General features: G+C 73.5%; 11 protein-coding genes. 8 read left to right on the forward strand and 3 right to left on the reverse strand.

The window, feature by feature from the left end; translation table 11 throughout:
• Nucleotides 1–34: 34 nt before the first annotated feature.
• The 3 genes from ACWDAS_RS05735 to ACWDAS_RS05745 all read right to left on the reverse strand — a co-directional run bounded on the left by ACWDAS_RS05735 (nucleotide 35) and on the right by ACWDAS_RS05745 (nucleotide 3,818).
• Nucleotides 35–178 carry a hypothetical protein gene (locus tag ACWDAS_RS05735; RefSeq protein ID WP_450387552.1) on the reverse strand — a complete coding sequence of 48 codons (144 nt, stop codon included), beginning with the start codon at nucleotides 176–178 and terminating at the stop codon, nucleotides 35–37.
• A 382-nt stretch (nucleotides 179–560) separates the two neighbouring features.
• Nucleotides 561–698 (reverse strand): hypothetical protein, encoded by a 138-nt coding sequence (locus tag ACWDAS_RS05740; protein WP_450387553.1) that lies wholly within the window; start codon nucleotides 696–698, stop codon nucleotides 561–563.
• 183 nt (nucleotides 699–881) lie between these two features.
• Nucleotides 882–3,818, reverse strand: a complete 2,937-nt coding sequence (locus ACWDAS_RS05745; RefSeq protein WP_450387554.1) for a BTAD domain-containing putative transcriptional regulator — start codon at nucleotides 3,816–3,818, stop codon at nucleotides 882–884.
• A gap of 303 nt (nucleotides 3,819–4,121) precedes the next feature.
• Between ACWDAS_RS05745 and ACWDAS_RS05750 the strand changes: the two genes are divergently transcribed.
• From ACWDAS_RS05750 to ACWDAS_RS05785, 8 genes are all read left to right on the forward strand, one after another.
• Entirely contained in the window at nucleotides 4,122–4,865 is a 744-nt protein-coding gene (locus tag ACWDAS_RS05750; protein ID WP_450387555.1) for an AMP-binding protein, read from the forward strand.
• 158 nt (nucleotides 4,866–5,023) lie between these two features.
• The gene (locus tag ACWDAS_RS05755; protein WP_450387556.1) at nucleotides 5,024–6,259 is read left to right on the forward strand and encodes an amidohydrolase family protein; all 1,236 of its coding nucleotides are present in this window, start codon (nucleotides 5,024–5,026) and stop codon (nucleotides 6,257–6,259) included.
• A 560-nt stretch (nucleotides 6,260–6,819) separates the two neighbouring features.
• Nucleotides 6,820–7,692, forward strand: coding sequence for a TIGR03619 family F420-dependent LLM class oxidoreductase (locus tag ACWDAS_RS05760; protein WP_450387557.1), 873 nt, complete (start codon nucleotides 6,820–6,822; stop codon nucleotides 7,690–7,692).
• Between the two features lie 12 nt (nucleotides 7,693–7,704).
• Complete coding sequence (locus tag ACWDAS_RS05765; protein WP_450387558.1) at nucleotides 7,705–8,469, forward strand: SDR family NAD(P)-dependent oxidoreductase; 765 nt, start codon at nucleotides 7,705–7,707, stop codon at nucleotides 8,467–8,469.
• A 92-nt stretch (nucleotides 8,470–8,561) separates the two neighbouring features.
• Complete coding sequence (locus ACWDAS_RS05770; RefSeq protein ID WP_450387559.1) at nucleotides 8,562–9,683, forward strand: LLM class flavin-dependent oxidoreductase; 1,122 nt, start codon at nucleotides 8,562–8,564, stop codon at nucleotides 9,681–9,683.
• A gap of 159 nt (nucleotides 9,684–9,842) precedes the next feature.
• On the forward strand, nucleotides 9,843–11,582 hold the full coding sequence (locus ACWDAS_RS05775) for an N-acyl-D-amino-acid deacylase family protein (RefSeq protein ID WP_450387560.1): 1,740 nt from the start codon (nucleotides 9,843–9,845) through the stop codon (nucleotides 11,580–11,582).
• 79 nt (nucleotides 11,583–11,661) lie between these two features.
• A complete protein-coding gene (locus ACWDAS_RS05780; RefSeq protein ID WP_450387561.1) occupies nucleotides 11,662–13,728 on the forward strand; it encodes a sensor histidine kinase in 2,067 nt (688 codons plus the stop codon).
• Nucleotides 13,725–14,144: a roadblock/LC7 domain-containing protein gene (locus ACWDAS_RS05785; RefSeq protein ID WP_450387562.1), complete on the forward strand. Its 420-nt coding sequence runs from the start codon at nucleotides 13,725–13,727 to the stop codon at nucleotides 14,142–14,144. The genes ACWDAS_RS05780 and ACWDAS_RS05785 overlap by 4 nt, the downstream gene beginning before the upstream one ends.
• Nucleotides 14,145–14,149 lie beyond the last annotated feature (5 nt).

The following is a 14,149-nucleotide window of genomic DNA, read 5'->3' on the forward strand; positions in this document are numbered from 1 at the left end:
GACGGGAGGGCTCCGGCCGCTCTTCGTGACGAGGTCAGGAGGAGTGCCAGTTGTCCGGTGAGACAACGGTCTGGTGCGAGCCGTCCGGGCTGTCCGCGGCGGCGGCCGGAAGCGCCGCGACGAGGAGTCCGGCCGCGGCGGCGGCGAGGACGACGGCGGTCTTGCGAAGGAACTTCATGACGCCTCCGGAGAAGAAGCCGGGTGCGGGACCCGGCGCTCATTCGTACAGGTGGTGCCGGTGAGATGACACGTGCCGCTTGCGGCGCGTGAGGCCGGCCCGGCTGGAAATCTGCTGTGCTGGTGCTGCGAGCCCGCAAGTGTCTTGTTCGGCGGGAAGCCGCCGGTGCCCGGCGTGCTACAAAGACCGACTGCGGCGCCCCCTCCGCGCCGCAGTCGGTCCGCGGTCTCCCCCGTGGTGCCCCCGTACTGTTCCCATTGGCCCCCCTCGGGCCGATGCTCCCCCGTCGTGCTTCCCCCGTCGTGCTTCCCCCTGGTGGTGCTGTTCCCCCGTGGCCCCCCCGGGCCGTGTTCCCCCGTGCCCCGTCAGAAGCGGCGGATCGTCAGGGCGTGTGGAAGTTGTCGGGCTTGACCGTGGTGTCAGTGGACTTGGGCGCCGGCTCCTCGGTCTCCTCGACCTCGGCGGCTGCCGCCTGCGCGGGCTCCTCGACTTCGGTGGTCTCCGGCGTCGTCTCGCTCATGTTGTCTCCCGGGATGTGAGTGGGAAGCCCGCCTGGCAACGACCCCCGTGCGCTACCAGGCGGGCAGCTCTTGCAGTGATGGAATCGTGGCAGGGCTCGATAATCAACCGATAAACGGACTCATTGAGCCCGCTGAACAGTGACGTCCACCGCACCGGGTTGCCCGGGGGCCACGCGTGCCGGTCAGACGGCTACGGCGGGCGCGGAGGGGTCGGCCAACAGCCTCTGGACGTCTGCGGCTTCGGGCGCGCCCAGCGCGGTGAAGCCGGCGAGCGCGTCCCGCCAGCAGGCACGGGCCCGGTCGGCCTGACCGACCCCGCTGAGCGCCTTGCCGAGCACGGTGAGCGCGTTCGCCCTGCGGTACTCACCCCCGACGTCGCGCAGCAGTGTCAGGGCCTGCTCGGCCAAGGCGGCGGCTTGGCGCTGGTTGCCCACCGACAGCTGGACCTCCGCCATGCGGAAGAGGGTCATGCCCTCCCAGAACTGCTGCCGGGCCTCACGGAACACCTGGAGTGCCTCGGTCAGGCAGGACAGCGCCTCTTGCGGGCGGCCGTCGGCGGTGTAGGCGATGGCCAGCGCGTACAGCCCGTTGGCGAGCCGGAAACCGGCGCCCAGTTCGCGGTAGATCATCATGGCGCGCTGGGCGGAGGCGATGGCCTCGGGGAGTCGGCCGAGTTCGATCTGAGCGCGGGAGAGGTTGCTGAGCGCGGCGGCCTCGCCGTGCTGGTTGCCGTCGGAGCGGAAGGTCTCCAGGGCGGTGGTGTGGTGCGCCGCGCACTCGCCGAAGCGGCGCATCGGGAAGGCTGCGTTGCCGCGCAGATTGGCGGCATAGCTGCTGGTCAGCGGGTCCCCCGCAGCCATGCCGAGAAGCAGGGCGCGCTGAGCCTCGCTATCGGCCTCCTCGAAGTTGCCGGCCAGGCCGACCTTGTGGCCCAGCATCGTGCGGGCCCGGCCCTCGACGACGGCGTCGCCGCAATCGGCGGCGGTCGCGACGAGGGCGCGCGTCGCCTGCTCGTATTGGCGCGCGTAGACCCCGGACTCCATCAGGTCCTGGCTCACGAGCAGCAGGTCGACGGCGCGCCGCATCGGGCCCTCGCAGCCGCCGCCCGCTGCCTGCTGGACCGCGGCGAGCAGGCTGGGCGCCTCGGTGAAGAGCCAGTCGAGGCCCTCCTCGCGGGAGCCGAAGGGCAGTCCGCGGCGGCCGACGGGGGCGAGGTGCGCGAGGAGGCGGTCGCCGGGGTTCTCCAGCTCGTAGGCGCACGCGGCCGAGGCGAGATAGAAGTCCAGCAGCCGGGAGAGGGCGGCGCAGCGGGCGTCTTCCCCCTCGTGGCGCTCGGCGCAGTCGCGGGCGTACAGGCGCAGCAGGTCGTGGTAGCGGTAGCGGGCGGGGGCGGCGGACTCGATGAGGCTGATGTCGACCAGCGCCTCCAGCAGTTCCTCGGCGTCGTAGACGTCCATGTCGAGGACGGCCGCGGCCGCTTCCAGGGAGATGTCCGGGCCGTCGGCGAGGGCGAGCAGGCGGAAGGCGCGGGCCTGCTGCGGGGTGAGCTGGCCGTAGCCGAGTTCGAAGGTGGCCTTGACGGCGAGGTCGCCGGCCTTGAGCTCGTCCAGGCGGCGGCGTTCGTCGCTGAGCTTGCGGGCGAGGAAGGCGACCGTCCACGTGCGGCGGGTGGCCAGGCGGGAGGCGGCGATGCGGATGGCGAGCGGCAGGAAGCCGCAGGCGGCGACGACGTCGAGGGCGGCCTGGCGCTCGGCGGCGACGCGCTCCTCGCCCACGATGCGGGTGAAGAGCAGCAGGGCCTCTTCCGGGCTCATCACGTCGAGGTCGACCAGGTGCGCCCCGGCCAGGTCGACCATGCGGACCCGGCTGGTGATCAGCGCGGCGCAGCCGGGCGTGCCCGGCAGGAGATGACGGATCTGGGCGGCGTCGTGGGCGTTGTCCAGCAGGGCCAGGACCCGGCGGCCGGCGAGGGTGGAGCGGTAGAGGGCGGCGCGGTCGGCGAGGGACTCGGGTATCGCGGAGTCGGTGACGCCGAGGGAGCGGAGGAAGGAGGCGAGCACCGTCTCCGGCTCCGCGGGCCGGGCGTCGGTGCCCTGGAGGTCGACGTAGAGCTGGCCGTCGGGGAAGGTGCCCGCGACCGCGTGGGCGACGTGGACGGCGAGCGTGGTCTTCCCGACGCCTCCGATGCCGGCGACGGCGGAGACCGCCATGACGCCGCCCTCCGCGGAGGCCCCGGCCAGGCGCTCCCCGAGCTCCCGGACGAAGGCCGCGCGGCCGGTGAAGTCGGCTACGGTGGCGGGCAGCTGGGCCGGGCGCACCGGCTCGGCCACCGCGTCGGCCTGCGGGACGGGCGGCGGCAGCAGTGACGGGTCTGCCTCCAGCACGCGCTGGTGCAGTTCGGTGAGCTCGGCGCCGGGATCGACGCCCAGTTCGTCGTCGAGCAGCCGGCGGGTGTCGGCGTAGACCCCCAGCGCCTCGGCCTGCCGTCCGCCGCGGTACAGGGCGAGCATCAGCAGGGCGCGCAGCCGTTCGCGCAGAGGGTGCTCCGCGGACAGGACGGTGAGCTCGGAGACCGCCTCGGCGTGGCAGCCGGCCTGGAGGTCCAGGTCCAGGCAGGTCTCGGTGAGCTGCAGCCGCCATTCCAGCAGGCGGGTGCGCTGGGTCTCCGCGTACGGGCCGGGAAGCCCGGCCAGCGGCTCGCCGTCGAACAGGGCGAGGGCCCGGCGCAGTTCCTCCCGGGCCGTGGCCAGGTCGCCCGCCGCGCGGGCCTTGTCCGCAGCGCCCTGGTGCCGTTCGGCGAGGAAGAGGTCGAAGTCGTCGCCCGGGTGCAGGACGTAGCCGCCGTCGACGGTGGCCAGGGCGCCGGCGCCCAGGGCCTTGCGGAGCCGGAAGGCGTAACTGCGCAGGGCGGCGAGCGCGGTGGGCGGTGGCTCCTCGCCCCATACGGCGTCCAGCAGCTCCTGCGCGGTCGCCGTGCGGCCACCGCGCAGCAGCAACGCGCCCAGCAGCGCCTTCTGCTGCGGTGACCCGGCGGAGATCGGCTCATCCCCGCGCCAGGCCCGCACCGGACCGAGGACCGCGAAGCGCAGCGCCCCGCCAGGGTCCTTACCGCTTGCCATGCCTGCCCCCTGGTGCCGCCGTACCTTTTGCGACGAGCGCGTATATCGATCGTTCATCGCGAACCGGAACAGTGTCCGCAGACGGCAGGACCATCCCATTCGGCCTTGCCGCCTGTGCCAGTTTGCCGCCTCAACCTGTACGCGGTCACCTATGGGTGGCTTTCGGGAGGGGCGTTCCTAGGAGTAGCGGGGAATGTTCGGGTCAGTTTCATGTGAAGTGCGGGCATATGCCGTCGGTCTGACGGGTGTTCCGTCGGGGGAGGTGAACGGCCGCCCATGTGCTCGAGTTGTGTGCCGAAGGCCGTGAGCGGACCGCGGAGCCGCAGTGGCGGGGGACCGGCGACGTCGGTGTACCGGCTGCCCGGCCCCGCGCTGCGCCGCCGGGCCGTCCGCCATCCGGAGAGCCGCCCGTACGAGCCGTACGACTGCGACTTCGCCGGGCTGGACCGCCGGGCCCGCGCGGTCGCGGCCCGGCTGGGGCGGCTGCTGCCGCCCGGGAGCCGGGTGCTGCTGTCGTATCCGCAGGGTGCGGACCTGGCGGGGGCGTTCTACGGCTGCCTGTACGCCGGGATGGCGGCCGTGCCGCTGGTCGGGGGCGGCCCGGACGGGGCGGGGGCCGTCGCGGAGGCCGTCGCCCGCTGCCGCCCCGCGGCCGTCCTGACCGGTGCCGACGCGTGGACGGCCCTCGCGGTGGACCGCTCGCGCACCGAGGTCGTCGAGGCGGACGGGAAGCGGGTGGGCGGGGAGCCGGTGCGCCGGCTGGCGGAGGAGTGGCGTCCGGTGGGCGTCCTGCGCACCGCGCCCGGCTATGAGCGCTACGTCGCCGACGGCCTCGGCGGGGGCCGGATGGAGCCCGCCCTGCGCCACGGCGACCTCGCCGACGTCGTCGGCGAACTGACCGTCGCGGCGGGCATGGGAACCCCGGAGGACAGCCTCGGCTGGATCGCCTCCGTGCGCGGTCTGGAGGACGCGGTCTGGCGCATGCTGCTGCCGGTGCAGGACACCCACCGGCCGCCCGTCGACCCGGGGCCGCCCGGGGCGGGCTGAGGCCGGCGGGTGCGGCCCCGTCCGGGTTCCGCGGGAAGGCGCCCCGCACCGGACCCCCGCACCGGGCCCCTGCCCCGGCGGTGGCCTTCGCGGCCCTCTGCGGTCCTCCTCGTCCGCGACTTGCTGACGATCCGTCAGATCGGCGCTACCGTGAGGCCATGGAGACCTTCCCGAGGATCATTTCGGTGGACGACCACACGGTCGAGCCTCCCCACGTCTGGCGGGACCGGCTCCCGTCGGCGTACCGGGACAGCGCGCCCCGGATCGTGCGCGCGCCCCTGAAGTCGATGAGCTTCGTCGGCGGCAAGTTCGCCCCGCGGATGGGCGAACCCGGCGACGACGGCCCGATCGCCGACTGGTGGGTCTACGAGGACCTGCGGCGCCCCCTGACCCGGCTGGACACCGCCGTCGGCTACAGCAGGGACGAGGTGCGGCTGGAGGCGATCACGTACGAGCAGATGCGCCCCGGCTCCTGGAGCGTCCCCGAGCGGCTGGCGGACATGGACGTCAACCATGTGCAGTCCGCGCTCTGCTTCCCCACCTTCCCGCGCTTCTGCGGCCAGACCTTCACCGAGGCCAAGGACCGGGACCTGGGGCTGCTCTGCGTCCGCGCCTACAACGACTGGATGGTCGAGGAGTGGTGCGGCCCCGAGGCGGGCGGCCGGCTGATCCCGCTCACGCTCATCCCGCTGTGGGACGCGGAGCTGGCCGCCGCCGAGGTGCGCCGCAATGCCGGACGCGGCGTGCGCGCGGTCTGCTTCTCCGAGATCCCGCCGCACCTGGGACTGCCCTCGGTCCACACCGACGCATGGGACCCCTTCCTGCGCGCCTGCGACGAGACCGGCACCGTGATCGCCATGCACATCGGCTCCTCCTCGCGCATGCCGTCCACCTCGGCCGACGCGCCCCCTGCCGTCGGCTCCACGATCACCTTCGCCAACTGCTGCTTCTCGATGGTCGACTGGCTGATGTCGGGCATCTTCGACCGCTTCCCGAATCTGCGGATCATGTACGCGGAGGGGCAGATCGGCTGGATCCCCTACATCCTGGAGCGCGCCGACGTCGTCTGGGAGGAGAACCGCGGCTGGGGCGGCGTCGCCGACAAGGTGCTGCGTCCGCCCTCCGAGCTGTTCCGGGAGCACGTATACGGCTGCTTCTTCGACGACGCGGTGGGGCTGCGCAACATCGACGCGATCGGCGTCGGCAACGTCCTCTACGAGACCGACTACCCGCACTCCGACTCGACCTGGCCCAAGTCCCGCGAGGTCGGCGAGGCGCAGATGGGCCACCTCGCCCCGGACGTCGTCGAGCGCATCGTGCGCGGCAACGCGATCGAGCTGCTCGGGCTGACCCCGGAGGGGCTGTGGCCGCGGCAGGCCGGGGCCGCCGGCTGAGGGTGTGCGCGCTCTGTCCGCGGTCGCGCCGCGAGGCCGCGCACGGCGGCCCGGTGGGCTCCTCCCGGCATCCGGGAGGAGAGGGGGCGACGCGCCCGCCGGGACGGGCTGTACCGGGCCGACGGCTCCGGGCGCGTCGCGGAGGTGGTCGGTCCCGGGCCGTCGCGGTCCCGCCTGGGCGCGCCGCGCGACCTCGCCGCGCTGCCGGCCGGGGACCCGGGGAACCTGCTGCCGGACGGCTCGGGGCGGGTCTGTCGTGGCGACGGGGCGCTCGGCTCGGAGGGGTTCTTCGCGCGGCTGGACGCGGACGGGAACCTGGTCGGGCCGGTGTCGCCGGGGGAGTCCGACCCCTTCGTCCGGGTCGAGGCCGCCGGCTCGTCGGCCACCTCCGCGACGACCTCGGCAACGCCCTCCCCCCGGACCTCGCCGCGCCGGAGTCCGCCGTGCGCCGCCCCGGTGGCGGGCGCCCGGGTCCGACTCCGCGTCCGACCCGTGTCCGGCTCTGCGACCGACGGGCCCGACCCCTTGTCTGACGGACCGTCAGGTCCGACCATGGCGGAATGACGAGGACCGCCTACGGCATGCAGTTGCCGGTGCAATCCCTGAGCACCATCTACGCGGAGGCGTGGGAGGCCGCGGCGCCGCCGGGTGATCTGGTGGACGTGGCGCGGGCCGCGGACCGGCTCGGGTTCGCCTACATCGGGTGCTGCGACCACGTCGCCATCCCGCCCCGGCTCGCTCCCGCGATGAGCCCCACCTGGTACGACCCCGTCGCCACGCTGGCCTTCCTGGCCGCCGTGACGACGCGGGTCCGGCTGCTGAGCCACGTGGCCGTGATCGGGCTGCGGCATCCGCTGCTGACCGCCAAGCAGTACGCGACCCTGGACCACCTCTCCGGGGGCCGCCTGATCCTCGGGGTCGGCGCCGGGCACGTGCGGGAGGAGTTCGAGGCCCTCGGGGTGGACTTCGAGCGGCGCGGGGCACTGCTGGACGAGGCGATCGACGCGGTGCGGGCGCACTTCGCGGCGGGGGAGCAGAAACCGGAGCCGGCGCAGAGGCCGGTGCCGGTGTGGGTCGGCGGGTCCTCCCCTGCGGCCGTGCGGCGGGCCGCGCTCAAGGGCGACGGCTGGCTGCCGCAGGGGGACTCCCGGGAACGCATGCCGGGGCAGATCGCCAGGCTGCGGGCGCTGCGCGGCGGGGCGCCGATCACGATCGGGGTGATCGCGGAGCCGCTGTACGTCGGGGAGCCGGAGTGGGCGGTGGGCCGGCGGACGCTGACCGGGAAGCCGGAGGCGCTGGCCGAGTCCCTCCGGGAGTACGGCGCGATGGGGGTGGACCAGATCCAGGTGAGGTTCCGCAGCCGGGGCGCGGCGGAGCTGCTCGACCAGATGGAGGCGTTCGCCGACGGGGTGGCGCCGTACCTCGACGCGTAGGGAGTGACGGACATGGGCAAGCTGGACGGCCGGGTCGTACTGATCACCGGCGCGGCGCGCGGGCAGGGCGAGCAGGAGGCTCGGCTCTTCGCGGCGGAGGGGGCGCGGGTCGTCCTCGGGGACGTGCTGGACGAGCCGGGCGCGGCCGTGGCGGAGGAGATCGGCGCCGACCGGGCGCGCTACGTCCACCTCGACGTGACCAGCGAGGCGGACTGGGCGGCCGCCCTGGACGCCGCCGCCGGGGCCTTCGGCCGGCTGGACGGGCTGGTCAACAACGCCGGCATCCTGCGCTTCAACGAGCTCGCGGCCACCCCGCTCGCGGAGTTCCAGGAAGTCGTCCTGGTCAACCAGGTGGGCGCCTTCCTGGGCATGCGCACGGTGATCCCGCTGCTCGCGGCGGCCGGCGGCGGCACGATCGTGAACACCGCCTCCTATGTGGCGCTGGCCGGGATGGCCGGGGTGACCTCGTACGCCGCGACCAAGGCCGCCGTCGTGGGGATGACGCGGGTGGCCGCGATGGAGCTGGCCCCCAGGGGCATCCGGGTCAACGCGATGTGCCCGGGCGCGATCGACACCCCCATGTCCAATCCGGGGGAGACCGTGCCGCCGGAGGCGCTGGACCAGCTGTACGGGAAGCTCGTGCCGCTCGCCCGGATCGGCCGCCCGGAGGAGGTCGCGCGGCTCGCGCTCTTCCTGACCAGTGACGACTCCTCGTACATCACCGGGCAGCCGTTCGTCATCGACGGCGGCTGGCTGGCCGGGGTCTCACTGTTCTGACACATGGTCAGGTATTGACCTCCCCTGCGGCCGGTGGAAGAGTCGGAGCGGGAATCTGACGATCCGTCAGAAAAGCTAGGGACGGTGAACCCTTGGAATTCGGGATCTTCGTACAGGGATATGTGCCCAAGTTCCGCTCAGAGGCCGACCCGCAGGCCGAGCACCACGCGCTGATGGAGGAGACCGAGTACGTCATCCAGGCGGACCGGTCCGGATTCAAGTACGCGTGGTTCAGCGAGCACCACTTCCTCGAGGAGTACTCGCACCTGTCCGCCAACGACGTCTACATCGGCTACCTCACCCACGCCACCGAGCGGATCCACCTCGGGTCGGGCATCTTCAACCCTCTCCCGCAGGTCAACCACCCGGTCAAGGTCGCCGAGAAGGTCGCCATGCTCGACCACCTCTCCGACGGCCGCTTCGAGTTCGGCACCGGGCGCGGTGCCGGCAGCCACGAGATCCTCGGCTTCCTCCCCGGCGTCACGGACATGAACGCCACCAAGGAGATCTGGGAGGAGACCGTCGGCGAGTTCCCGAAGATGTGGCTCAACGAGGAGTACCCGGGCTTCCAGGGCAAGCACTGGTCGCTGCCGCCCCGCAAGGTGTTCCCCAAGCCGTACGGGGCGTCGCACCCCGCCATGTGGTACGCCGCGGGGTCCCCGCCGTCCTATGCCATGGCCGCCCGCAAGGGGCTCGGTGTACTGGGCTTCAGCGTCCAGAAGGTCTCCGACATGGAGTGGGTGCTGGAGCAGTACAAGACCGCGGTACGCGACGCCGAGCCGATCGGGGACTTCGTCAACGACAACGTCATGGTGACGACCACCGCGATCGTCGCCGAGACACGCAAGGAAGCGATCCGCGTCGCCGCGAGCAGCAACCTCAACTATCTTCAGTCGCTGGTCTTCCGCTACCACGACACCTTCCCGCGGCCGGAGTACATCCCGCAGTGGCCCGAGCTGCTGCCGACGTACACCGAGGAACTCATCGAGATGCTCCTCGACGAGGAGCTGATGATCTGCGGCGACCCCGACGACGCGCTCAAGCAGTGCAAGCGCTGGGAGTCCGCGGGGGCCGACCAGCTCTCCTTCGGGCTGCCGGTGGGCGTGCCGTACGAGGACACCCTGCGCACGATCAAGCTGGTGGGGGAGCACGTCATCCCCAAGATCGACACGGACCCGGTCCACCGGACCACCCGCTTCCGCCGGGCGGCGTGACGCCGCGGGCCACCGACAGGGCGGCGCCTTCCCGGACCGCCGCCCGGCCCCCGGCCCGGACCGGCACCGCGGCGGCGGCCCGCCGCGCCCGCGCCGGCCGGGGGCCACACCGCGCGGCGGGGGCGCCCGCCCGCGGCCCCAGCAGGAGGAGGGACACGCATGCTCGACCACCTGATCCGCGGCGCGACGGTCGTCGACGGCACCGGTGCCCCGGCCCGGACGGCCGACGTCGGCCTGCGGGACGGCCGCGTCGTCGCGGTCACGCCCCCCGGCGGGGCCGAGGAGCCCGCACGGACCACCGAGGACGCGACCGGGCTGGTCCTCGCCCCCGGTTTCGTCGACCCGCACACCCACTACGACGCCCAGCTCTTCTGGGACCCCTTCGCGACCCCCTCCATGAACCACGGGGTCACCACCGTCGTGGGCGGCAACTGCGGCTTCACCCTGGCACCGCTCAAGCCGCAGGACGCCGACTACACCCGCCGCATGATGTCCAAGGTCGAGGGCATGTCGCTGAAGGCCCTGGAGTCCGGGGTCGACTGGAACTGGCACAGCTTCGGCGACTACCTGGACGCCCTGGAGGGCCGCGTCGCCGTCAACGCCGGTTTCATGGTGGGGCACTGCGCGCTGCGCCGCCATGTGATGGGCCCCGACGCCGTCGGCGGGCAGCCGTCGCCGGACCAGCTCGACGCGATGCTGCGGCTCTTCCACGAGTCCATGGAGGACGGCGGCTGGGGCCTGTCGACGACCCAGTCCGCCACCCACTCCGACGGCGACGGACGCCCGGTGGCCTCGCGGCACGCCCGCCCCGCGGAACTGCTCGCGCTCGCGCGCGCCGTCGGGGAGCACGAGGGCACGCAGATCGAGGCGATCGTCGCCGGATGCCTGGACACGTTCTCCGACGACGAGATCGACCTCTTCGTCGACATGACCGTCGCAGCCGGCCGTCCGCTCAACTGGAACGTCCTGACCGTCGACGCCGCCGTCCCGGACCGGGTGCCCCGCCAGTTGCAGGCCTCCGAACGGGCCCGCAAGGCCGGCGGCCGGATCGTCGCGCTGACGATGCCGATCCTGACCCCCATGAACATGTCGCTCGGCACCTTCTGCGCCCTCAACCTCATCCCCGGCTGGGGCGAGATCCTCTCCCTGCCCGTCCCCGAGCGCATCGCCCGGCTCCGCGACCCCGAGGTCCGCGCGGGGATGCTCCGCCGCGCCGGCAGCCCCGAGGCGGGCGTCTTCCGCCGGCTGGCCGACTTCGGGCGGTACGTCATCGGGGACACCTACTCCGAGGGGAACCGGCGGGCCGGGGTCAGCGGCCGGGTGGTGCGGGACATCGCCGCCGAACGCGGCCAGGACCCGTTCCACGCCCTGGTCGAGATCTGCGCGGCCGACGAGTTGCGGACGGTGCTGTGGCCCATGCCCACCGACAACGACCCGGACAGCTGGGAACTGCGCCGGAACACCTGGGAGCACGAGGACGTGCTGCTCGGCGGCTCCGACGCGGGTGCCCACCTGGACCGCATGTGCGGGGCGCCGTACACCACCCGGTTCCTCGGCGACTGCCTGCGCGGCCGCCGGCTGGTCCCGCTGGAGAAGGCGGTGCGGATGCTCACCGGCGACCCCGCGCGGCTGTTCGGGCTCCGCGGGCGCGGCCGGGTCGCCGAGGGGTACCACGCCGACCTGGTGCTCTTCGACCCCGAGCGGATCGACGCGGGCACCGCCACCCTCGTGCACGACCTGCCGGGCGACAGCCCGCGGCTGGACTCCAGGGCCCGGGGCGTGGTCAGCGTGCGGGTCAACGGCGTGGAGACGATCCGCGACGACACCGTCACCGGGGCCGTCCCGGGCCGGGTCCTGCGTTCCGGTCGGGACACCCGTACCGTTTCGACGTCTTTGTGAGGCCGCGCAACCCACGGGACAACAGAAGCCAACAGTGGGGAAATTGCGTGGACGCCGGGCGTCACTACGATGCTGGCACATGACGGTGCGGAAGGCGCGGCGGGCCTGGTTCCCCAGGGTGCTGCCGCGTCCCCTGCCCGGATGGCGCACCATCCGCGGCCGTATGGCGGTCGTCCTGACCGTGCCCACCTGTCTGCTGCTGGCCATGGTCGGACTGGCCGTCGACACCCGCGCCGAGGAGTTCGGCGACGCCCGCACCACGCGGTCGGAGGTGGCGCTCTCCCTGCGCGTCCAGGCCCTGGTGCACGAACTGCAGCTCGAACGCGGCCTCACCAACGGCCTGCTGGGCGGTGAGGAGAGCTATCGCGCTCCCCTCGCCGCCACCCGCAAGCGCGTCGATGTCCACCTGCACGCGCTGCGGCACGAGACCGCAGTCGACAACGTCATCCAGGAACGCCTGGGCCGGCTCGCCGGCACCCGCGCCGACGTCGAGTCCGACATCGCCGAACGGGACGCCGCGCTCGCCTTCTACACCACCGCGATCGAGGGCCTCAACGCCGTGGACCCCGCCGCCGGCACCGCGACGCGGGGCGACCGGCAGTTGCGCGAGGGGCTGGCCGCGCTCCAGGCGCTCGCCGCCGTCAAGGAGGCCGTCTCCCTCGAACGCAGCTCCCTCAACGGCGTCTTCGCGTCCGGGGCCTTCCGGGGCTCGGAGTTCCTGGACTTCACCGAGGTCCGGGCCACCCGCATCGCCGCCGTGGCCCGCTTCCGGCAGGTCGCCACCCCTGCGCAGCGGGTCGCCCTGGACGCGGCGTTCGGCTCCCCGGCCGCCAACGGCGCCTTCTCCTACGAACAGCTCGCCGAACGCGGCGCCGACGGCTCCCCGCTGGCCATCGACGCCCACGCGTGGTGGGCCGACATGGGCACCCTCGTCGACGACCTGTACGGGGTGCAGCGGCAGGTCGGCGCCGACGCGACCGCCCGCGCCGTACGGCTCAGCGACGACGCGGCAGCCGGGTTCGCCGCCTACACCACCGCGGGCGCCCTGATCCTCGTCCTGGTCGGCGCCGCCGCGGCGCTGGCCTCCCGTTCCATCACCCGCCCCCTGGGCGTACTGGCCCGCGCCGCCGACGACGTGGCCCGGCGGTGGCTGCCGGAGGCCGTCGCCCGGGTCCAGGATGCCCACGAAGGCCCCGGCGCCCCGCCGGCCGTCGAGCCGCCCGCCGTGCGGGTGCGGCACGGCGCCGCGGAGATCGCCGAGGTCGCCGCCGCGCTGCGCAACGTGGAGCGCACCGCTCTCGACCTCGCCGCCGAGCAGGCCGCCCTGCGCCGCAACACCACCGAGTCCCTGGCCAACCTCGGCCGCCGCAACCAGGGCCTCATCCGCCGCCAGCTGAGCCTCATCACCCGGCTGGAGAACAAGGAGCTCGACCCCGACGACCTCGCCGAGCTCTTCGAACTCGACCACCTCGCGACCCGCATGCGCCGCAACGCGGAGAGCCTGCTCGTGCTCACCGGCCAGCACTCGCCGCGGACCGGCGCGCCCACGGCGGGGACCCGGGAGGTCGTGCAGTCCGCGCTCGCCGAGGTCGAGCAGTACCGGCGGGTCGCCGTGGCGGAGGTGGAGCCCGCCCGGCTGCGCGGCCACGTGGTCGCCGACATCGCGCACCTGCTGGCCGAACTGGTCGAGAACGGGCTCATGTTCTCCCCGCCCACCGAGTCCGTCGAGATGCACGGCTGGCGCGACGGGGAGACCGGCGAGTACTGCTTCGCCGTCGTCGACCACGGCGTCGGCATGAAACCCGCCGACCTGGAGCGCTCCAACGCGCTGCTCGGCGGCGCGGGCGACGAGGTCTTCCTGGCCGCGCCCACCCGCTTCCTCGGCCATCTCGTCGTCGCCCGGCTCGCCCGCCGGCACGGCGTCGAGGCGGTCCTCTTCGACACCCCCGGCCGGGGCGTGTCCGCCCTCGTCACCCTCCCCGGCCGGCTGCTCGCCCCCGACGAGCCGGGCCCGCCGCCCCCGCGGCCCAAGCCCGGCATCTCGGCGCTGCTCAACGCCTTCCGGGCCGGCGTCGCCCGCGCCGAGGACCGGTCCTCCCGCCCCGCAACCGCAGCAACCGGAACCACAGAAGGAACGCCATCGTGACCACCGCCGTCGAAAGCTTCGGCTGGCTCATATCGGACTTCGTACGGACCGCGGACGGAGTCACCGACGCCGTCGCGGTCTCCTCGGACGGACTGCTCATGGCCGCCTCCGACGGGCTCGGCCGCGACCGCGCCGACCACCTGGCGGCCGTCGTCTCCGGCATCACCGCGCTCGCCCAGAACGCCGCGAGCGCCCACGGGTTCCACGGCATGAAGCTCGTCATGACCGAGATGCTGGGCGGCTTCATGATGGTCGGCCGCATCCGCGACGGGAGCTGCCTCGGCGTCCTCGCCGCCGAGGGCTGCGACGTCGGCCTCGTCGGCTACGAGATGTCCGTCCTCGCCGACCGGGCCGGTGAGCTGCTCACGCCCGAGCTCGTCACCGAACTGCGCAACGCCCCGGTCGCCAACGGATAGGCGGG

It is taken from the genome of Streptomyces sp. NPDC001070 (genome assembly GCF_053598835.1).